Genomic DNA, 19,893 nt, shown 5'->3' with positions numbered 1-19,893 from the left:
TCATGCTCATCGAACGACGAACACCCTCGCAAGTTTAGGGTAGGCTACCCAGGAACGTGAAGGTGCGCTCCCGCCCTGGTCAGACCTGTTCCCACGGACCGAATTCGAGCAAAACGTCAATTGCTGTCTTACCGTCCTGCGGCCGAACGACATGTTCGAGGGCATAGACCCTCGATCCCTCCGCAGCGCGAGCGAGATCGGAAATACCGGGCAGAATGGTCGGTTCGGGTGGACCGCCCACACCACGATGGAAGTTCTCGATGGAATGCCCCAAATAGAGGACCCGTCCGCCGGGCGTCAGCCACTCCCCGACGCGCTTCAAGGTTGCGGCCAGATGGTCGACCTCGAGGTGAAGAAAGCTGACCAACACCAGGTCGACCAGCCCTTCCGGCTGCCACTCGGTCGCGTCGCCGACCTGCCAGTCGACAGCCTTGTCCCCGTCACTCGCCCGTGCCAGATCGATCGCCACCGACGAGTAGTCGACCGCAGTCACCGACCAACCTTGCCCAGCCATCCACCGCGCGTGACGGCCGTCGCCGCAGGCCAGATCGATCGCGGTGCCCGGTCTCAGATCGGAAATTCTTGTTGCGACGGTTCCCGCCGGGTCGACTCCCCATGGCTCCGTCACCGCTCGGTATCGCTCGTCCCAGTCGCGTGCGTCCATGATTGCTCTCCCATATCCGTTTCACCGTTTCAGATCGGACGGTGCCCCCAGCAGCATAGAGAACCCTCGAATGTGACAGATCGATACCCCTGGGGGTATACAGGTGACGGACAGGAATACCCCCACCCGTATCAGGAGTGAAGATGTCAGCGACCAGAACAGTCACCGCGGACCCACCCACCCGAGCCGACGGCATACTTGCGCGTCTCGGTCGATCGATGGCGACTCACACCCACCTCGTCGTCGGCGTCTGGTTGATCGCGTTGATCGCACTCGGCGCCGCAGCACCCAGCGTCTTCACCTCCCTGGCCGGCGCGGGTTGGCAGGCAAACGGATCCGAATCCGTGCAAGTTCGCGAGTTGGCCGAGCAGCATTTCGGTGGAAATTCCTCCGCCGCAGTACAGGTGGTCGTTCACTCGGATTCTCTACCCATCACGGATCCGTCGATGCAGCAAACCCTGGCCGCGGCAACGGAAATCTTTTCCGCGGACCCTCGCTTCGGCGAAGTGATCGCCCCGCAGCCCGGTATGACCATCAGCCCGGACGGACATACCGGCATCATGGTCGCGGGCGCCAACGCGAGTACCGACGAGATGGTCAGCGCGGTAGACGAACTCGGCAAGAAGCTCACGGGCTTGTCCACCGACACGATCGAGGTGTACCCGACGGGTGCGTCGGCGTTGTGGAGCGATTTCAACAAGGCCAATCACGAAGCCATGATCAAAGCCGAAATGATGTCGTGGCCCGTCACTCTCGCGATCATGGTGTTGGCCTTCGGCTCCCTGGTTGCCGCGGGTCTACCACTACTGCTGACGCTTGCGGGCCTGGTCGCTTCGGCGGGCGGGCTTGTAATCCTCAACGAGATCACGCCGATTTCCGTGTGGGCCATGAACTTCGCGATGATGTTCGCTCTCGCGCTGGGCATCGACTACGCACTCTTCCTCGTCGCCAGGTTCCGGGATGCATTGCGAGCCGATCCGGATCCAAGGGCCGCCGTGGCTCAAACCATGGACACCGCCGGCAAGGCTGTGGTCCTTTCCGGCCTCACAGTTCTGGTCAGTTTGTCTGCGGTTCTCATCGTTCCAGCCCCGGCCGTACGCACGATGGCTGTCGGAATCATGCTCGCTGTGATCTTCGTTCTCGCCGCAACACTCACCCTGTTGCCTGCCGTGCTCGGCAGGATCGGCGCGAAGGTCAACGGCGGTTCTCTACCGTATGCAAAGCGCCAGCAGCACCGCTCCCCGATGTTCGCAGGTTGGGCATCATTGCTGCACAAGCACCCGTGGCCATTCGGCTTCGGCGCCTTACTCATCCTGATCGCACTCGTTGTTCCGGTCTTCGGACTGAAGGTGGCAATGCCCTCCATCGCCGTGGTTCCCGAGGACGCCCCGGTTCGCCAGGGCTATGAACTGGTGCAGCAGCAATTCGGGGACGGCGCCCCGGGGATGTTGCAGATCGTCACGTCCGCCGACGATGCAGCCAACACCTCACGAATTGCCATGAGCGTTGACGGCGTGGCCATGGTCACCCCAGCGCAACAAGCTGCCGACGGGTCCGATCTTGTTATGCTGCAAGCAGTTCCCACCGTCGACCCGTCAGATCCTGCGATGGAAACCATCCTTGCCGACCTTCGGTCGCAACTGCCGGAATCGGCGCTCGTCGGCGGCGCTCCGGCCGAAAATCTCGACCTTCAGCAGGCACTCGACGACTACCTTCCCATCGTCGTGGTCGTGATTCTGACGCTCGGATTCCTGTTGCTGCTGATCGCCCTCCAGGCGCCTTTGATCGCCTTGATCGGCACGCTGGTCAGCCTGCTGTCCACTGGGGCCGCATTCGGAATCGCGAAGCTGATCTTCCAGGACGGTCACGGAGCAGGCCTACTCGGCTTCACCCCCCAGGGTTTCCTCAACGGGTGGGGTCCGGTCTTCTTCTTCGCCATGATCTTTGCGATCGCGATGGACTACACCGTATTCCTGCTTTCGAGTGCCAAGGAGCACTACGAACGCACAGGCGACCCCGCGATCGCACACATCGACGGCCTCGCGCATTCGGGTCGGGTCATTGCGGCGGCAGCAGCGGTGATGGTTGCGGTCTTCTTCACTTTTGCGCTCGCAGATCCCTTGCCACCCAAGGAAATGGGCATCATTCTCGGCGTAGCTGTCCTCCTGGACGCAGTGCTCGTCCGCTTGGTGCTGCTGCCCGTTCTCCTACGCCTCACCGGCCGGGCAGCCTGGTGGGCGCCGGCATGGCTGCGTCGCGTCCTGCCGAACATCAGCTTCTCGCATGGCTGATCGTGTACCCGACATCACTGTCCTACTGATACCCCCAGGGGTATGATGGGGACAAGAGAAATCAAAGCCGGCGACAGTGACAGCCCACGACGAGGAGTGCGCAATGACAACACCCACAGAACCGATAGCGATCGCAACCAAGGTCACCGGAACCTTCGACGACGTCGTCACCCGCACGCGTGGCGCTCTCGCCGAGCAGGGCTTCGGCATCCTGACCGAGATCGACATGCAGGCAACACTCAAGGCGAAGCTGGACGAGGACATGGAAAAGTACCTGATCCTGGGTGCCTGTAACCCGCCGTTGGCCCATCGGGCAGTTTCGGTGGATCGTCAGATCGGCCTCCTGCTGCCGTGCAACGTCGTCGTCCGCGAAGATACGACTACCGAGAATTCGTTCTTCGTCGAAGCGATGAACCCTGCTCTCATGGTTCAGGTTTCCGGCGAACCCGGCCTCGAGTCCGTGGCAGCCGACGCAGCCGTCAAGTTGCGCGCGGCCGTCGACTCGCTGATCTGACACCGCAGTCGGATCAAACACTGAATCAAGCAGTGACATGCCCCCAGGGGTACCCTTGACCGCAGCACGAACACTCGAGAAGGGGCCACCATGACCGGCGACGAAGAGAGCATTGCGCTCGTATTGAACAGACTGCGTCGTGCCCACGGCCAACTTGCCGGGGTCATCTCGATGATCGAGAACGGCCGCGACTGCAAGGACGTCGTCACGCAACTCGCCGCCGTGTCCAAGGCGCTGGACCGAGCAGGGTTCAAGATCGTCGCTTCCGGGCTGCGTGAATGCCTGAGCGGTGACAGCGCGGAAGGTCAGGAACCGATGACCGAGGCCGAACTCGAGAAGCTGTTCCTGGCACTGGCCTGAAACATGAGAAGGGCCTGACCTGCAGTTAGCAGGTCAGGCCCTTTCTCGCGTGCGAAAGAACTACTTCGCCAGGAAGTCGATCAGCACCTTGTTCACGGCCTCCGGACGCTCGAGGTAACCGTAGTGCCCGGCGTCGGGAATCTCTTCGTACGACGCCGTAGCGATGCAGTCCGCCACCTCGCGGGAGAGGTAGGGCGGGATCATGCGGTCGTCGGCGAAAGCGACGGACAGGCACGGGCGCATGATCGACTTGTACGCACCCCGTCGATCGAAGGCGCGGTCCATACCGAGCTGTGCGCGAACACCCGGTGACGTTGCGCCGCCGGTGAACTCGAAGATATCCATCCAGTCGCGCGCCGAGTGATCGTCTGCCAGCGTGGCCGGCGAAAGGTTCATCACCGCGGTCACTGCGGCACGGTACTTGGCCGGCAGAGCGACTCCACTGTCGAACAACTGGCGCTCACCCTCGGTCAGGACCTGCTGGAAATGATCCATCCGGGCGTGACCGGCGAGGAACACTGCTTTGCGAACCAGATCGGGCCTGGCGAGCGTCAGTTCCTGCGCCACCCGGGCGCCCATCGAGGTTCCGATGACATGGGCCGGACCGCCACCGAGGTGCTCGATCAGTCCGGCGGTGTCTGCGACCATGTCGGGCATCGTGATGCCGCCGAGGCTCTCGCCGGACGGTGCGATTCCGCGGTTGTCGAAGGTGCAGACTCGGTAGCCTGCGGCCACCAGTGCCGGAGTCTGGTGCAGATCCCAGACGCGGCCGGGGCTGCCGGTCCCCATGATGAGCACCACCAGATCTCCATCACCCTTGACCTGGTAATTGATGGGGATTCCGTTGATTGTGGCGACCGTCATGTCAGCCTTCCTCCTCGTACGTGTGATCAACAATTTTGGTTGGATAGCCTAAGCTGATGGGCGGTCGTGTGACCGCAACCCCAGCCCATGCTCGTCCAGGAGGACCCCCGTTGAGAGTCGCTACGCTCGGATACCAAACCTGGGGCCACCGTACCCTGCAGGCCTTGATCGACTCCGATCACGAGGTCGTGCTGGCAATCACACACCCGAAGAGCGAACACGTCTACGAACAGATGTGGGCGGACTCGGTTGCAGATCTGGCGGCCGAGAACGGTGTACCCGTTCACGTGGCGAACAAGCCTGACGACGCCTTCAAAGCCGCGCTGGCCGAAGCAGCTCCCGACATCATCGTCGCCAACAACTGGCGTACCTGGTTGCCGGCGGAGGTCTTCGACGCACCCAAGTACGGCACCCTCAACATCCACGATTCGCTGCTGCCCAAGTACACGGGATTCTCCCCGCTCATCTGGGCTCTGATCAACGGCGAAGAAGAAGTCGGGCTCACGGCGCACCTGATGGACGAGGAACTCGATGCGGGCGACATCGTGCTGCAGCGTTCGACGACGGTCGGCCCGACCGACACCGTCACCGATCTGTTCCACCGCACGATCGACATGATCGGCCCCATCACACTCGACGCCCTGGATCTGATCGCGTCCGGCCGTACCGACTGGACGCCGCAGGACCGATCGCAGGCCACGTTCTTCCACAAGCGCGCACCGCAGGACAGCCACGTCGACTGGTCCTGGCCCGCCGAGGTCATCGAGCGTTTCGTCCGGGCACAGTCCGATCCGTACCCCAACGCTTTCGCCGAGTTCAAGGGCCAGCGCATCCGCATCCTGAAGTCGTCCGTCTCACGCGGGCACTACGGCGGAACCCCCGGCCGAGTGTTCATCCAGGAAGACGACGGCATGGTGATCGTCGCGGGCCCCGACGCGTGGTCGGGCAAGAACAAGGGACTGCGGATCGAGCGCGTCCGACTCGACGACGGCAGCGAGTACACCGCCGCCGAGTTCTTCCCCCACGGCGGCGGGTACCTCACCTGATCGCCGGATCAGACCCCCTCAGTACAAAACCCAGTACAAACCCCTCAGTCGCGACCTTCCCAGGCCGCCCACAGTTGTGCGTAACGCCCGCCCGCGGACACCAGTTCGCGGTGCGGGCCTTCTTCTACGATCTGTCCGTGTTCGAGCACGATCACTCGGTCGGCGCCCGCAGCCTGCGTAAGCCGGTGTGCGACAACCAGAGTGGTGCGGCCCTCCGTAGCGGCGTCGGCAGTCGCTTCCAGTTCCCGCGCTCCGGCGCTGCCCGCCTCCGCTGTTGCCTCGTCCAGTACGGCGACGGCGGGATCGGCCAACACCAGTCTCGCCAAAGCCAACTGCTGCGCCTGCGCCGCTGTCATCTCGTGCCCGCCTTCGCCGACGACGGTCAGCATTCCCTCGTCGAGAGCCTCCACCCACTCGTACGCGCCGACCGTCCGCAGTGCCGCGGCAACGTCCTCGTCCGAGGATTCGGGAGCCGCCAATCTCAGATCCTCGATCAGAGGTCCGGCAAAGACATGAACCTCCTGACTCACGATCGCGATGTGGCGTCGTAGGTCGTCGAGGTCGGCAAGCGGGACACCGCCGATCGACACCCGGCCCGACGTCGGAGTGATCGAACCGGCAGCGATCGCCGCGAGCGTCGTCTTTCCGGCTCCGGTCGAACCGACGAGCGCCACGCGCTCCCCCGCTCGCAGTGTGAGGCTCACTCCGTGGAGAACCTCATGACCACCGTCGTAGCTGTGCCGAATGTCATCCAGACGCAGCGAACCGTCGGCCGGAACGGAACCTGCATCCGTCGAAGGCTCCGTTTCCTCGATCTCGACGACGCCGACCAGTCGCGCGAGGCTGGCGCCGGCCGACTGCACTTCGTCGAAGGTGTAGAGCAGCGAGCCGATCGGGTTGAACAGGCGGTGGAACAGCAGGGCAGCAGTCGTCGTCTGGCCGACTGTCACGACGTCCTCACGGACCAGCAGGAATCCGACGACGAGAATCATGGACAGGCCCACGAATTCGGCGCGGTTACCTCGACCGGCGAACCTCGTGAACAGGCCGAACACTCCGACTGCCAGATCGCGCGCTTTTGCCGACGCCGCATCGATCTGCCCGAGGTGTTCCTTCTCGAGGCTGTACGCGCGGACCGTCTTCGCACCCTGGAGACTGCTGATCAGCGCTTGTGAACGAGCGCCCATCGCTACCCGCTCGGCTGCGTAAACAGGAGCCGAGCGTGGCAGGTACCACTTGAGCGCCAGCGCGTACATCGGCAGCGCGACCATTCCGGCCAGACCGAGTCGCCAGTCGAGTCCGAGCATGGTCACCATGCTCAGAGCCACGAGCAGAACCGCCGCGATCATGCCGGGAACCACGTCGGACACGGCCTTGGCGATCACCGACACGTCGTCACCGACTCGTGAGAGCAGATCGCCCTTACCGACCTTCTCGACGGTCTGGATCGGCAGGCGCAGTGCCCGGTCCACGGTCCGCTCTCGCAGATCCGCCAGGATCGTCTCACCGAGCCGCTTGATCAGATAGGCAGCCACACCGGTGAACACACCGCCCACGATTGCGGCAGCGGCGATGATCACGACCACCCCGACGATCGTCGACGTGGGCGCGTTGTCCCGGACCCGGTCGACCAGGACACCGAAGACGTAAATCGGCACCAGGGCCATCGCCGACGCCGAAGCCGCGACGATCAGGACCAGCAGGCTCTGCATCCGGTGTTCGGCCAGCGCTGCCCGCAACCACCTCCAGGTCTGGCGACCACTCGCGATCGGCAACAGCTCGCGCGCTGTCACCTTCTCCGCGTTCGCCCCGGCCGGCATTTCGGTTGTCGTGTCCGTGGCCGTCACCGCAGCACCGCTCCTCGGTAGTTCGCGTCGCCGCGAGAGAGTTCGGAATGTGTGCCCGTCGAGGCGATCACTCCGGCGTTCAACACGATCACCCGATCCGTCACGGCCAGCAAGGCGGGGCTGCTGGTGATCAATACCGTCGTGTGGATGCCACCGGCACCCTCGTGCCGCAGTTCTGCGATTCCTTCGGCGATCGACGCCTCGGTAACCGCGTCCACCGCCGTCGTCGGATCGTGCAGGACCATCACGGGTGCCTGTGCCACCAAGGCGCGCGCGAGGGCGACGCGTTGCCGCTGGCCTCCCGACAAACTGGCGCCTCTATCGGTCACTTCGAGGTCGAGACCGTCCGGATGTGCGTCGACGACATCCGCCGCTGCCGACGCCACGAGAGCACTCTGGATGTCGAGAGCAGCGCCATCACCGGCGCCCGCGGTGACGTTCGACGCAAGCGACCCGGAGAACAGATCGGTGATGTGCGGCTCCACCAGCACCGTCCGACGTGCCAATCGCAAGTCCATGTCGGACAGGCTGATTCCGCCAACCCTCACCACCCCGCGATACGCGTCCTGCGCCAGCTGACCGGACAGGACCGCGACAAGAGCGTCGGCGTCCTGCGGCTGGTAAGCCACGACGCCCAGCAGTTCTCCGGCAGGCAGATGCAGGTCGATGCCCTTGAGTGACTTGTACTCGACTCTGTCGAGAGTCAGGTCGGTGCCTTCGAGTTCGGTCTGCGAACCCGCGCCACGCAGTGGCTCCGCGTCCAAGACCAGTGCCAGTCGATCCGACGACGCTCGCGCCACCGCGAAGTATCCGGGAATGGACGCAAGCAATCCGAGCGGTTCGATGATGAACTGCGCAAGCCCCACCACGGTGATCAGTTCACCGACCGTGATCCGGCCCTGCAACGCGAAGTATCCCGCGAACCCCGCAACACCGACCGCGAGCAACGCACTGATGGTCGCGGCAACGCCGGTGTAGATACCGGTCGCCTTGGCCGTGCCGATCGTCGATGCGAGCGCTTGACGGCTGACCGTGCGGTAGCGCGCCGACGCGGTCTTCTCACCGCCGATACCGCGCAGCGGACGCAATCCGCTGACCAGATCCGTAGCCATCGCCGACGCCCGAGCGATCGACGCCTGCTGACCGGTGGCCCTCGACGTGATGAGAGGCGCCGCCAATTGCAGCAGACCGAGAATGACCGGCGTTCCGATCAGAACGGCCAGCCCCAGCCAGAGGTCGATCCACACCAACGCCACCGCCGACGCCACCGCAGCTGTCAGGGCCGCAGCGGCGCGCGGGACGATGTCCGCGATCCACGAAGTCTGCTCGGCATCGGATGTCGAGACTGTCAGCAATTCACCCGAACGCAGATCGGTGCGCACCCCACGCGGATCGAGGACGCGGTGCGCCACCTCGAGCCGGAGGCGATGAGCCTCCTGCTGCATCGCGGTGACGATGAAGCGTGCGCCGAAGCGCCACGCGGCCGTCAGAACGAGAAACAGAGCCGCGAGACCGACGATGGAGACGATCAGGGCCGTGGTGTCCGAAGTCTCCACCGCACGGTCGATGATCACACCGATGGAGATCGGCACCGCCGTCTCGGTCAGTTGGTGCAGACAGACCAGAACCGTGCCGATGGCGAGCGGGCCACGGTTACGGACGAGGACACGTCGCAAAATCGCAGCACCGCTGTGATTGCCACTATCCGGCTCGTCCGAGTCGACGGTCACACTCGAGGGGGTCGAACTCATGGAACTCCAAGCATCGATGGAAGCGATAAAGTTGAGTACAGAGATAAGTAAGTCGACCCTAATACATGAGCAACTAGCGTCGACACGCCCAGTTCTCATAGAGTCGCGAGTAAGAACCATTGCTTGCGCCGTGCAGGCAAGCACGAGAGGAACATGATGGCTGAGAACACGACCGTCGAAACCGAGATCGCGGACGAGGACCTCGAGCCCGTAGCGGACGAAACTGCTCGTCAGGCACAGCGCGTCGTCGCTGCCTACGCGGAAGATGCCGACGAGTGCAGGATGCTGCTCTCGATGCTCGGTATCTCCCCCGCCGCCAAGCTCGACTGAATCTTTCCCTCACCGACCGAGAAGGAACCACGTGCCTGTCAGTCCGGATTCGACCAGTTCAACCCTTTCTGACAGCGCACCTGCTTCTTCGACCGGTGAAGCCGTGTCCGGGCAGGCTGAGTTCGTTGTCGTAGCGAACCGCCTGCCCGTCGACTTGGAACGGCTTCCCGACGGCACCACCCGCTGGAAGCGAAGCCCCGGCGGACTGGTCACCGCTCTCGAGCCGATCCTGCGCAGCAATCAAGGCGCGTGGGTGGGCTGGGCGGGGGTGGCGGACGCCGAGCTCGACCCCATCGTCGAAGACGGACTCGAGCTCTACCCCGTGCCGCTGAGCGCCGAGGAGATCAACGAGTACTACGAGGGATTCTCCAACGCCACCCTCTGGCCGCTCTATCACGACGTCATCGTCAAACCCGAGTACCACCGCGAATGGTGGAACGCCTACGTCGAGGTGAACCGGCGATTCGCCGAAGCCACCTCCAAGGCAGCGGCACAGGGCGCGACAGTCTGGATCCAGGACTACCAGCTGCAGTTGGTACCGAAGATGCTGCGGATGCTGCGCCCCGACCTGACCATCGGCTTCTTCCTGCACATTCCGTTTCCCCCGGTCGAGCTGTTCATGCAGATGCCGTGGCGCACCGAGATCGTCGAAGGCCTCCTCGGCGCCGACCTCATCGGCTTCCACCTTCCGGGTGGCGCACAGAACTTCCTGTACCTGGCCAGACGCCTTGCCGGGCAACAGACTTCACGTGGAACCGTCGGCGTCCGCTCCAAACTCGGTGTGGTGCAAGTAGGTTTCCGTAGCGTCCGCGTCGGCGCCTTCCCTATCTCCATCGACTCCGGCAAGCTCGACGAGCTCTCGCGCACCAAGGCAATCCGAGACCGCGCCAAGCAGATTCGCAAAGAACTCGGAAACCCCAAGCACATCATGCTGGGCGTCGACCGCCTCGACTACACCAAAGGCATCGACGTCAGGCTCGCTGCGCTCCACGAACTTCTCATGGAGAAGCGCATCGACCCCGCCGACACCGTCATGGTGCAGTTGGCGACCCCGAGCCGCGAACGCGTCGAAAGCTACGTACAGATGCGCGGAGACATCGAGCAGAAGGTCTCCCGAATCAACGGCGAGTTCAGCGAAGTCGGCCGCCCCGTCGTCCATTACATCCATCGGCCGATCCCACGCGACGAACTGGTCGCGTTCTTCGTCGCCGCCGATCTCATGCTCGTCACGCCGCTGCGTGACGGCATGAACCTCGTCGCCAAGGAGTACGTCGCCTGCCGAAGCGATCTGGGTGGTGCATTGCTGCTCAGCGAATTCACCGGTGCCGCAGCAGAACTCCGCCAGGCATTTCTGTGCAATCCCCACGACCTCGACGACGTCAAGGATTCGATGGAGAAGGCCCTCAATCAACCGCGCGAGGACGGCCGGCGCCACATGCGTGCGCTACGTCGTCAGGTCCTGACGCACGACGTCGACCGCTGGGCGCGCTCGTTCCTCGACGCGCTCGCACACGGCGGTGCCGCAGGCCCGGCGCTGATCGCCCCGGCCGAAGCACAAGACCACTGAGGACAGTGCACAAAGGCTGAGGCCGCGGAGAGTGAATCTCCGCGGCCCCAGCCTCTTTCGTACCCGACTCCAGCCTTCGTGTGTTTGATCAGAAGGGTTGGACGTTGTTCACGAGCCAACGCCCGTCCTGCTTCTCCAGACTCATCTTCACGCGACTGCCACTGGCAACGGCTTCGGGCGATTCCGAAGACGTCGTGATCTGATTGAGGAACAGCATCGTCGTCGCGCTGTCTGCCTCGGCGTCGAGAACCGCGGCGCCCTGGACGACGACCTGAACGGTCAGCGACTTTTCCTTGGCTCCCGGAATGATCACCGATTCGATCAGGTTGGTGAACGTGCCTTGAAAATCGCCCGTCAAACCGTCTGTGGCTGCATGCAACTGCTGGTCGACGTTGTTGTAGTCATACTGGAACATCGCTACCGCCTGATCGGAAGAGGCCTGTGCCACTTCGTCTCTGGTCTGATCGATCGCTGCGGTGTCACGCGTTCCGTCCGGACCGAAGTAGAGATACGCCGACACTGCCGCCAACGCGATGGCCACTGCACTGATGACGCACAGGATGATGGCGAGCGGTGAGGCGCGCTTCGGCTTCGGCGAAACTTGCTTGGACGTCTCGGGGTTCACTTCTGGGGTCATGGCACAAACTCCACATTCGAGGCAAGCAACTGCCCGTCGACGTCGCACATGGTGATTCGGAGTCGGTAGTTGCGTTCAGCGGGCGCTTCGTCGCCGTTCTTCTGCATCGCACGCACCGCGACCAATGAAGTCCCGCAATCGCCGTCGGATTTCTCGAACCCGGCTTCGAGCACCTCGCCGTCGGTCTGAACTCCGGCCTGCCCGAGGACGTTGACAAACGAATCCTTGCGTCCGTCGAACTGCGACTTGAACTCGTCGGTGGTGCCGGCGAGGAACTTGTCGAGGTCGGCAGCCGCTGTATCCGCGTGCAGTGTCGTCAGATTCAGTGCGGTGGTCCGGGCACCGGCCACGTAGCGGGCTCGGTCCTCGTCGGCATTGGACGCCTTGTTCCGGTCGACGAGAAGAAACACCGTCAGGGCCGCAAGAGCAACAGCGATCACCGAAGCAATGGCGATCCCGACTACCAACCCGGCCTTGGGCTTCGAACGAACAGGGGTGTCCACAGCAGTTTCTGCGGGGGTTTCGGCGGTACCGGTCGGCTCAGCCTTGGTCGCGACCTGATCACCGCTGACGACCTTCTCAGGTGGAGTATCGGGCTTGCCCAAAGCAACTGGCGCCGCCACCTTCTGCTCAGCCACCTTCTGCTCAGCCGGCTTCTGCTCAGCCGGCTTCTGCTCGGCTGGCTTCTGTTCGGCCGACTTCTTTTCGGTGGGCACTACTACCGCGGCAGCGTCTGCATCCGCACCCGTGGGTCCGGCGCTGCGAGACGCGCGACGGCGCACCCGCTGCCCGGCCTGTGGATCTTCGTCTGTCATCAACCCTGCTGACCCTTCATGAACTGTTCGAGACTGACGTCGCCGCCACCGAGGTTCGGTTGCGAGTACGTCCTTCCGTCCGGCCCGATGTACGTGCCTGTAATCGGATCGTACCGACGAGCCGAGACCGAAGGCGTCGACGTGTACGAGCTCGGGGTCGCGGTAATCGGTTCCGGAGGCCCGGATTGCGGGTTCGTGCCCATCGGTACGTAGCCGGAACGGCACTGTTCGACCGTCGGCGCACGACGTCCCGGATACTCCTCGCAGGGAAGGTTTCTCGCGCCGCGCACGGCGATCGGCGAATCCTGGGCAACCTGACAGAAGAGATCCGACGGCGTCTCGATCGGTGATTCGTCCTTCGGACTGCGCCACTGCTCTGCGGGCAGGAATCCTGTAGTGCACGGCGGCGGGTCGTTGACCTCCATGTGGAAGTCCACCAGTGCACCATCCGCAGCCGGGCCGGAGCCTGCCACCGTGACCAGCGCTGCGGCCAGCGGCGGGTAGATGACCAGAATCTGCTCGATCGCGTTGTTGTAGATCACGCCGACCTGTCCGACGGACACGAGGTTCGCCAGAAGAATCGGCAATGTCGGCTGCATGTCTTGCAGAAGAGCATTCGCCTCCGCCGCTGCCGCCGGCCCCTTCTGGATGACGGCACGCAGATCAGGGTCGCTGGCTCGGAGCTGATCGGTGAACGTCACCAGATTGCTTGTCCAGGAACGGATGGCGTCGCTGCTGACCACCTGGGTGTCCAGGAGTGGACCGGCCTGCTCGATCAGGGTCTTGGTCGCGTCGGAGTTGTTGTTCGCCTCCTCGACGAACAGCCGAGCCGAGTCGATCAGCTTCTGCAGATCCGGGCCGGCACCGTTGAACGCCTTGAAGGATTCGTCGATGACAGTCTTGAGCTTGGTGTCGGAAATGCTCTGCAGCAACACATCTGCCTGATCGAGCATCGCGCCGACATCCTGCGGAATGCTGGTTCGGTCTTCGGGAATCACCGATCCGTTTTCCAGATGCCCGTCGACCACGATCGCTCCGGAGCTGTCGGTGTGCGGAATCAGATCGACGAACTGCTCGCCGATCGCCGACACACTCTTGACCGCAGCGTCGACGTCCGAGGGCACCTTGACGCCGCTCTCGAGAGACAGACGCGCATTCACGCCCGTTTCCGACAACTCCACCGCGTTCACGACGCCGATGGTCTGACCGCGGTAGGTGACGTTCGAGTTCTTGTACAGCCCACCGGTGGCAGGCAATTCGACGGTGACGTCGTATCGGCCGATACCGACCATAGCGGGAACACGCACGTACTGAGTGGCCATCACTATCAAACCGACGACCGTCAAGACGGCGAAGATGATGAGCTGGATGCGGACGAACTTTGTGAGCATCATGGTGCCGGTGCCCCCTGAGGAAGTCCTGGAATGTTGATCGGCGGAAGTCCCGGAATCTGAATGGTATTCGGATCCGCTGCCGGAGCCTGTCCTGCGGGAGCCTGTCCGGCAGGGGCCTGTGCGGGCGGTGCGGCAGGCTTGAGCGGATCGCTCAACGGGTTGCCTGTCTGTCCGGCCAGCCCGGCCTGCTTACCCAACACGCCTTCCGGTCCGGAGAGCGTTCCGGCCAACGGAGTTCCGGTGAGGAAGTTCGCGTCCAGTCGGGGCAGCGAGATGTCGATGGTCATCGCCAAGTTGGCGTAGTCACCGCGAATGACGTTGTCGATTCCGTTCTGTGGGAACGGGAACGTCAAGAGGACTCCGAGAACCTGCGTGAGAGCGTTGCCCGAATCCGCCAACGCTTTCAGAGTCGGCGACAGCGCGCGAACGTTGGTCGCGAAATCGTCACCGCTCTCATGGATGACGCGACTGGCCACCTCGCTGAGACCACCGAGGGAGGTCAAGGCGTTGGTGATGTCCTGACGCTGAGCGACAAGAACCTCGAGTGCCGGCGGAATACCTTCGAGCGCTTTGTTCAGGGTGTCGTGCTGGGCCTGGACCGTCGAGGACAGTCGATCGAGTCCCTCCATCGCCGAAACGATGTCGCCCCGTTGCTTGTCCAGACTGCCGACCAGCTGATCGAGCTGAGGCAGGAGGTCGCGAACCGAATCTTCACGCCCACCGAGAGCGGCGTTGAGTTCCTTCGTGATGTCCTGAACCTGAGCGAGACCGCCGCCGTTGAGAACAACCGACAGCGACGACAGCGTCTGTTCCGTCGTCGGGTAAGCGCCCGCCCGCTCGATCGGAATCAGGTCACCGGCTTCGAGTCGGCCCTCGGGCTCCTCCCCTACCGGCGGCGCCAACTCGATGTGCTGAGAGCCGAGCAAGCTGGTCTGACCGATTTTTGCCGTCGCGTTGGCCGGCAACTGAACCTCGGGATTCAGCGACACCGTCACCAGAGCGTGCCAGCCTTGAACCTCGATGTTCGAAACGCTTCCCACTGCCACGTCATCCACCCGGACGGGCGAATTCTGCGACAGCGTAGTCACGTTCGGCATCTCGATCTGAACCTCGTATGCGCCTTCGCCCCGGCCTTGAGTGCCTGGCATCGGCACCGAGTTGAGACCGTTCCATTCACAACCGCTGGCGCCGAGAGCCACTGCCGTGGCCAACACGGCAACCGTGGTCTTGCGAGCTACCCGCATCAGTTCCCTCCGCCCATGTTGAAGAGTTCGGCGAGATCCTTGGGAACACTCGTCATGGGAGCACCTGACATCGGTCCTGCGACGGTTTCCGGCTGATTCTGACTTGCCGCTTCCAATCCCGGCTCGGTGTAGACGATCTGATCCGGGAAAGCCTGCACACCCGCGACCGGGTTGAACAGGAATCCGGGGTAGTTGCCGATCATCGTGCTGAGCACCGGCCCGAGGTACTGCTTACACAGGTCGGCACTGTTCTGGGAGTTACCACTCTCGATACCTTCGATGGAACCACAGATCCACTGGATCGGATTCTTGAAGTTACTCAGTGCAATTGCGCCGGTCATACTGCCCTGAGCCGGCTTGTAGATCTGATAGAAGTTGGCAAGCGACGTCGGTCCGGAGTGCAGAACCTGCTCGATCTCCGGGCGCTTGTCAGTCAGTACCTGAGTGGCATCGGCGAGACGCGCAACCGATTCGCTCAGTCCCTCGCTGTTGTCCTTGACGAACCGCTGGACGTCGCCGACGGCCAGGTCGAGATCACTGAGGGCGGTACCCAACTCGTCGGAGCTGCTTGCGAGAACGCTTGTCACCGAAGCGAGGTGACCGCTGAACTGCACGATCTGCTCGTTGCTCGAGGACAACGCAGTGACAAATGCCTGCAGGTTCCGAATGGTGGAGAACAAATCGGTCCGGCCTTCGGACAGCGTGTGCATCGTGGCCGAGAGTTCGCGCAGCGTCGACCGAATCGACTCACCGTTACCGTCGAGGTTCGTTCCCACGGTGTCGATGAATCGACCGAGGGAACCCTGATCGTCCAGACCCTCCGGTCCGAGGGCGTCCGACAGTTTGGTCAGTTCGGTCTTGATCTCGTCCCACTCCACCGGAACGGCGGTGCGCTCGATCGGGATCTCGCCGCCGTTGGGCATCTGTTCCCCGCCGGAGTACACGGGGGTCAATTGCACGAAGCGTGCGGACACGAGGCTTTGAGCAACGATGAGCGCCTTGGCATCTGCCGGAACGTCGACGCTCGAGTCGATCTTCATCTCGACGTACGTGTCCCGATCACGCGGTTCGATCTTGGTCACCTTGCCGACGTTGACACCGAGCACTCGCACGACATCGCCCTCGTAGAGACCGGTGGTCGAGACGAAGTGCGCGGAGATCTTGGTCTTGCCCAGGCCCGGGATGAAGAGGTAGGCCGCACCCGCCACGAGCAGCGCGACCAGCACACCCGCTCCGATCAGCACCCACTTCTTGCGTGGGTTGGTGGAGCCCTGTGGATCCTGTGAAGTCATGGTCTCGGTCATTCTCCCGGCCCCCTGATCGTCGGTGGAATACCGGGGAAGAAGTCTTCCAGGTCGCCCGGAACCTGCTCGGGCGCGACGCTGGTGTCCACCAGGGTCTTCCACCAGTTGCTCGGCAGAATGTTGATGATGAAGGCGTCGAAGAACGGGCCGCTGGCCACGGTCTCACCGAGCGCGGTGATGTACGGTCCGAGTCCGTCGAGCGCTCCCGCGATGTTGTCCTTGTTCTGCTGGAGAACCTCGGCGACCGAATTCAGCTTCTCGAGGGTCGGCCCCATCTGGGCCTCGTTCTCCTGCACGAGCGCTGACAGTTGACGTGAGACTGCGCCGGTGTTGACGATCAGTTCGCTGATCGCGTCACGCCGCAAGCTCAGTTCGGCAAACAACTTGTTGCCGTCGACCAGCAACGAATCGATCTGACCGCTTCTGTCGGAAAGGATCTTGGTGACATCTTCGGCCCGCGAGAGCAATTGGAGCAGGCTCTCGTCGCGTGAGTTGATGCTCTGCGAAAGCCGCGTCATTCCGTCCAATGCGGTGCGAAGTTCTGGCGGAGTATCGGCCAGGGTGTCCGAGATCGCGTTGAGCGAATCGTTGATCTGTTCCGTGTCGAGTTCGGACACCGTTGTCCCGAGGTCACCCAGAGCGTCGTTGAGCGAGTACGGGGAGTTGGTGCGTTCGACCGGAATCGGCGTGTCCGTCCGCAACAGTCCGGATCCTTCCGGCCGTACCGCCAACGACTTTCGCCCGAGAACCGTGTTGGTCTTGATATCAGCCGCTGTCTGCTCGCCCAGGGCGACACCGTCCTGAACGGTGAAGGTGACCAACACCTTCTGGTCGTCGAGTTCGACGTCGCTGACCTTGCCGACCTTCACGCCGGCCATGGTCACGTCGTCGCCGGTGACCAGGCCGCCGGCATCTTGGAAGTACGCCGAGTAGCGAATGCCACCGTTGATGAACTGGAGTTGATCGTATTGAAGCGCGGCACCGACGGTTGCCACCGCCAGGACGAGACCGATGACACCGATCTGTACCGGATTACGTTCACGGGTTGGGGTCATGAGACTTTTGCGCACCTTCCCGTGTCCTGAACTGCCGTGGGCAAGATGATCGTCGTCCCGTCGGGTCCGGAGAACTTGAAAGTGTTGGCGCACAGATAGAACTGGAAGAATGCTCCGTACGTGCCCACTCGGATCAGCTTCCGGTAGTCGGACGGCAGACGATCGAGAGCGGTGTTGATGTCGTCCTTGCCCAGGTCCAGCTGCGTCATCGTTCGGTTGGTCTCCCCGATCAGCGTCTGGATGTCCGGACGTGTCGCCTGCAGCAACGACGCGAGATCTCCCGTGGCACCGGCGATCTCGGTGATCGAGCTGCCGATCGGGCCACTGTCCTTCGCCAATCCACTGACCAACTGCTGGAGCTGATCGATCGTGGTGGAGAACTGATCGCCCTTGTCGTTGATGGTGCCGAGTACGTCGTTGAGATTGGTGATGACGTCCCCGATCAGCTGGTCTCGGTCCGCCAACGTGCTGGTGAACGAACTGGTGTTTCCCAGCAACGAAACCAGCGTTCCGCCCTGGCCCTGGAGTACCTGCAGCAGGGCCCCGGAGAGGTCGTTGACCTGCTGCGGGTCGAGCGAACGAAGCAGCGGCTTGAATCCGCCGAGCAGCAGATCCAGATCGAGAGCGGGCGACGTCTGATCGACCGGAATGGATCCTCCCGACGGAAGCGTCTCGGTGGAACCGGCGCCCTCGAGCAGTTCCATGTAGCGATCGCCCACCAGGTTCTCGTAGCGCACAGTCGCTTTGGTGCTCTTCATCAGCGAGTACTTGGTGTCGACGTCGAACTCGACCTCGGCCTGGTTGGAGTCACCGATGGACACTCCGGTGACCGACCCGACCGGAACACCGGCGATGCGGACCTTGTCGCCGGACTTGAGTCCCGAGACGTCCGAGAAGGTGGCGTGAAATCCGTTGCTGCTGCTGAAGCGCACCTGACTGAAGACGATCGCCAGTCCGGCGAAGATGACCGCCATGACGACGGTGAAAATCAGCAGCTTGACCGTGGTCGGTCTCATCACTTCCCGTCTTCCTGCTCGTAGGAGTCACCGAAGAGATACTGGAAAATGGTCGGCACGGTAACGCGCAGTTCGGTGTTGGGAACGAAGGGCACGTTGCCGGTGTTGGTGACTGCGAACGGTGCATGCCCGTCGACCTTCGGATCGAATTCGGGCAGACCATAACAATTGGGTCCGCCGGAGGCCGCGACCTTGGGGAGAGATTGCGGATTCTGGTACGCCTCGGCGCCGTACATGAAGCTCGCACTCAGCATCAGCGCCGCTTTGTCCCCGGTGCCTGCCAGTGGCTCGAACTTGATCCGACCGTCGTTCAATCCGACGATGAAGCACGTCAGACCCGACGAGTACTTGTCGAGCAGGGTCGTCGTCGCGGTCAGAGTGTCGAGGGCGGTGGTCAGGTTCTGCTCGTTGTCGGTCAACAACGCGTTGCCGGTGTCCGCGAGGCCGGTGACGTTGAGCAACAGCAAGTCGAGGTTTGCCTGCTCGGCCACGATCGATCCGCTTGTCGCGGTGGCATTGTCGAGGATGCGCATCAGATCCGGTGCCACGTCGGCGTACAGATTGGTGACATCGGCGGCGCCGACCAAGTCTTCCTGGAGCTGCGGTAGAACCGGATTCATCTTCTTCAGATAGGTGTCACCGAGCTCGAGAACCTCACCCAGCGACTCGCCGCGCCCGTTGAGTGCGGTGGAGATCGCGCCGAGTGTGGCGTTGAGCTTTTCCGGTTCGATCTTCGCGAGTACGTCCGAAAGATGTTCGAAGACACTGTTGAACTCGACGGTGACGCTGTCCGAAGCGATGACAGCACCCTCCTGGATCGGCTGGGTCGACGGATCGTCGGGGATCACGATGTTGACGTACTTCGCACCGAACACCGTGGTGGTCTTGATCTCCACCCGGGCATTCGACGGAATCTTCGACATCTGGCCCGGGTCCATCGCCAACTTCAGGTTTGCCTGGTCCCCGACGAGTGAGATCGACTCGACGCGGCCGACCTGCACTCCGCGCAACTTCACCTTGGCATTGGGTTCCATGACCAGGCCGGCACGCGTGGACGTCACGGTGATGGGCGTGCTCTTGGTGAACCCACCCGAGAACATGGTGAGAGCAACGGCGACGATCGCCACGAGTCCGAGGACCAGGCCGGCTGCGGCCAACTTCTTGTGCCATCTGGGTACGGTCATCGCTTGCCCG

General features: G+C 62.9%; 18 protein-coding genes. 6 read left to right on the top strand and 12 right to left on the bottom strand.

Annotated elements, in window-relative coordinates; all coding sequences use genetic code 11:
- Positions 1-79 precede the first annotated feature (79 nt).
- The gene (locus RhoBH5_RS12890; RefSeq protein WP_003945672.1) at positions 80-664 is read right to left on the bottom strand and encodes a class I SAM-dependent methyltransferase; all 585 of its coding nucleotides are present in this window, start codon (positions 662-664) and stop codon (positions 80-82) included.
- 143 nt (positions 665-807) lie between these two features.
- Here RhoBH5_RS12890 and RhoBH5_RS12885 point away from each other — a divergent pair, with 143 nt between their 5' ends.
- From RhoBH5_RS12885 to RhoBH5_RS12875, 3 genes are all read left to right on the top strand, one after another.
- A complete protein-coding gene (locus tag RhoBH5_RS12885) occupies positions 808-2,955 on the top strand; it encodes an MMPL family transporter (RefSeq protein WP_116058213.1) in 2,148 nt (715 codons plus the stop codon).
- A 103-nt stretch (positions 2,956-3,058) separates the two neighbouring features.
- Positions 3,059-3,469: a DUF302 domain-containing protein gene (locus RhoBH5_RS12880; RefSeq protein WP_003945447.1), complete on the top strand. Its 411-nt coding sequence runs from the start codon at positions 3,059-3,061 to the stop codon at positions 3,467-3,469.
- Between the two features lie 90 nt (positions 3,470-3,559).
- A complete protein-coding gene (locus RhoBH5_RS12875) occupies positions 3,560-3,829 on the top strand; it encodes a metal-sensitive transcriptional regulator (RefSeq protein WP_007734349.1) in 270 nt (89 codons plus the stop codon).
- 60 nt (positions 3,830-3,889) lie between these two features.
- Here RhoBH5_RS12875 and RhoBH5_RS12870 read toward each other — a convergent pair whose 3' ends face one another.
- Entirely contained in the window at positions 3,890-4,693 is an 804-nt protein-coding gene (locus RhoBH5_RS12870; RefSeq protein ID WP_003945829.1) for an alpha/beta fold hydrolase, read from the bottom strand.
- A gap of 110 nt (positions 4,694-4,803) precedes the next feature.
- Here RhoBH5_RS12870 and RhoBH5_RS12865 point away from each other — a divergent pair, with 110 nt between their 5' ends.
- Positions 4,804-5,739 carry a methionyl-tRNA formyltransferase gene (locus tag RhoBH5_RS12865; protein WP_116057206.1) on the top strand — a complete coding sequence of 312 codons (936 nt, stop codon included), beginning with the start codon at positions 4,804-4,806 and terminating at the stop codon, positions 5,737-5,739.
- Between the two features lie 44 nt (positions 5,740-5,783).
- On the opposite strand, the gene RhoBH5_RS12860 is transcribed toward RhoBH5_RS12865, so the two are convergent.
- Together RhoBH5_RS12860 and RhoBH5_RS12855 are read right to left on the bottom strand one after the other, a co-directional pair.
- Complete coding sequence (locus RhoBH5_RS12860) at positions 5,784-7,559, bottom strand: ABC transporter ATP-binding protein (protein WP_270008437.1); 1,776 nt, start codon at positions 7,557-7,559, stop codon at positions 5,784-5,786.
- A 23-nt stretch (positions 7,560-7,582) separates the two neighbouring features.
- Entirely contained in the window at positions 7,583-9,337 is a 1,755-nt protein-coding gene (locus RhoBH5_RS12855) for an ABC transporter ATP-binding protein (RefSeq protein ID WP_270008381.1), read from the bottom strand.
- A gap of 156 nt (positions 9,338-9,493) precedes the next feature.
- Between RhoBH5_RS12855 and RhoBH5_RS12850 the strand changes: the two genes are divergently transcribed.
- Complete coding sequence (locus RhoBH5_RS12850) at positions 9,494-9,667, top strand: hypothetical protein (protein ID WP_164490548.1); 174 nt, start codon at positions 9,494-9,496, stop codon at positions 9,665-9,667.
- Between the two features lie 103 nt (positions 9,668-9,770).
- Positions 9,771-11,234 carry an alpha,alpha-trehalose-phosphate synthase (UDP-forming) gene (locus RhoBH5_RS12845; RefSeq protein ID WP_085989962.1) on the top strand — a complete coding sequence of 488 codons (1,464 nt, stop codon included), beginning with the start codon at positions 9,771-9,773 and terminating at the stop codon, positions 11,232-11,234.
- Between the two features lie 88 nt (positions 11,235-11,322).
- Here RhoBH5_RS12845 and RhoBH5_RS12840 read toward each other — a convergent pair whose 3' ends face one another.
- The 8 genes from RhoBH5_RS12840 to RhoBH5_RS12805 are packed head-to-tail and all read right to left on the bottom strand — an operon-like array spanning position 11,323 to position 19,883.
- Entirely contained in the window at positions 11,323-11,871 is a 549-nt protein-coding gene (locus RhoBH5_RS12840; RefSeq protein WP_007734345.1) for a hypothetical protein, read from the bottom strand.
- Positions 11,868-12,686, bottom strand: coding sequence for a hypothetical protein (locus tag RhoBH5_RS12835; RefSeq protein WP_270008380.1), 819 nt, complete (start codon positions 12,684-12,686; stop codon positions 11,868-11,870). The genes RhoBH5_RS12840 and RhoBH5_RS12835 overlap by 4 nt, the downstream gene beginning before the upstream one ends.
- On the bottom strand, positions 12,686-14,080 hold the full coding sequence (locus tag RhoBH5_RS12830; RefSeq protein ID WP_037132261.1) for an MCE family protein: 1,395 nt from the start codon (positions 14,078-14,080) through the stop codon (positions 12,686-12,688). Before RhoBH5_RS12830 ends, RhoBH5_RS12835 begins: the two co-directional genes overlap by 1 nt.
- Positions 14,077-15,324, bottom strand: a complete 1,248-nt coding sequence (locus tag RhoBH5_RS12825) for an MCE family protein (RefSeq protein ID WP_270008379.1) — start codon at positions 15,322-15,324, stop codon at positions 14,077-14,079. Before RhoBH5_RS12825 ends, RhoBH5_RS12830 begins: the two co-directional genes overlap by 4 nt.
- Positions 15,324-16,628, bottom strand: coding sequence for an MCE family protein (locus tag RhoBH5_RS12820; RefSeq protein WP_007734341.1), 1,305 nt, complete (start codon positions 16,626-16,628; stop codon positions 15,324-15,326). Before RhoBH5_RS12820 ends, RhoBH5_RS12825 begins: the two co-directional genes overlap by 1 nt.
- A complete protein-coding gene (locus RhoBH5_RS12815; protein ID WP_003945728.1) occupies positions 16,625-17,683 on the bottom strand; it encodes an MCE family protein in 1,059 nt (352 codons plus the stop codon). The genes RhoBH5_RS12820 and RhoBH5_RS12815 overlap by 4 nt, the downstream gene beginning before the upstream one ends.
- A complete protein-coding gene (locus tag RhoBH5_RS12810; protein WP_192712139.1) occupies positions 17,680-18,699 on the bottom strand; it encodes an MCE family protein in 1,020 nt (339 codons plus the stop codon). Before RhoBH5_RS12810 ends, RhoBH5_RS12815 begins: the two co-directional genes overlap by 4 nt.
- Positions 18,699-19,883, bottom strand: coding sequence for an MCE family protein (locus tag RhoBH5_RS12805; RefSeq protein WP_003945815.1), 1,185 nt, complete (start codon positions 19,881-19,883; stop codon positions 18,699-18,701). The genes RhoBH5_RS12810 and RhoBH5_RS12805 overlap by 1 nt, the downstream gene beginning before the upstream one ends.
- Positions 19,884-19,893 lie beyond the last annotated feature (10 nt).

Origin of the sequence: Rhodococcus sp. BH5, from assembly GCF_027583855.1 — a bacterium.
GTDB classification, from domain to species: Bacteria; Actinomycetota; Actinomycetes; order Mycobacteriales; family Mycobacteriaceae; genus Rhodococcus_F; species Rhodococcus_F qingshengii.
Note: the sequence above shows the minus strand (reverse complement) of the source record. Positions and strands in the feature narration are given on the sequence as shown.

Coding starts and splice junctions, on each gene's coding strand:
- RhoBH5_RS12855 (WP_270008381.1), bottom strand. CDS start 9,337: ATGAGTTCGACCCCCTCGAGTGTGACCGTCGACTCGGACGAGCCGGAT.
- RhoBH5_RS12860 (WP_270008437.1), bottom strand. CDS start 7,559: ATGCCGGCCGGGGCGAACGCGGAGAAGGTGACAGCGCGCGAGCTGTTG.
- RhoBH5_RS12830 (WP_037132261.1), bottom strand. CDS start 14,080: ATGATGCTCACAAAGTTCGTCCGCATCCAGCTCATCATCTTCGCCGTC.
- RhoBH5_RS12820 (WP_007734341.1), bottom strand. CDS start 16,628: ATGACCGAGACCATGACTTCACAGGATCCACAGGGCTCCACCAACCCA.
- RhoBH5_RS12835 (WP_270008380.1), bottom strand. CDS start 12,686: ATGACAGACGAAGATCCACAGGCCGGGCAGCGGGTGCGCCGTCGCGCG.
- RhoBH5_RS12885 (WP_116058213.1), top strand. CDS start 808: ATGTCAGCGACCAGAACAGTCACCGCGGACCCACCCACCCGAGCCGAC.
- RhoBH5_RS12815 (WP_003945728.1), bottom strand. CDS start 17,683: ATGACCCCAACCCGTGAACGTAATCCGGTACAGATCGGTGTCATCGGT.
- RhoBH5_RS12890 (WP_003945672.1), bottom strand. CDS start 664: ATGGACGCACGCGACTGGGACGAGCGATACCGAGCGGTGACGGAGCCA.
- RhoBH5_RS12840 (WP_007734345.1), bottom strand. CDS start 11,871: ATGACCCCAGAAGTGAACCCCGAGACGTCCAAGCAAGTTTCGCCGAAG.
- RhoBH5_RS12850 (WP_164490548.1), top strand. CDS start 9,494: ATGGCTGAGAACACGACCGTCGAAACCGAGATCGCGGACGAGGACCTC.
- RhoBH5_RS12810 (WP_192712139.1), bottom strand. CDS start 18,699: ATGAGACCGACCACGGTCAAGCTGCTGATTTTCACCGTCGTCATGGCG.
- RhoBH5_RS12805 (WP_003945815.1), bottom strand. CDS start 19,883: ATGACCGTACCCAGATGGCACAAGAAGTTGGCCGCAGCCGGCCTGGTC.
- RhoBH5_RS12880 (WP_003945447.1), top strand. CDS start 3,059: ATGACAACACCCACAGAACCGATAGCGATCGCAACCAAGGTCACCGGA.
- RhoBH5_RS12825 (WP_270008379.1), bottom strand. CDS start 15,324: ATGCGGGTAGCTCGCAAGACCACGGTTGCCGTGTTGGCCACGGCAGTG.
- RhoBH5_RS12870 (WP_003945829.1), bottom strand. CDS start 4,693: ATGACGGTCGCCACAATCAACGGAATCCCCATCAATTACCAGGTCAAG.
- RhoBH5_RS12875 (WP_007734349.1), top strand. CDS start 3,560: ATGACCGGCGACGAAGAGAGCATTGCGCTCGTATTGAACAGACTGCGT.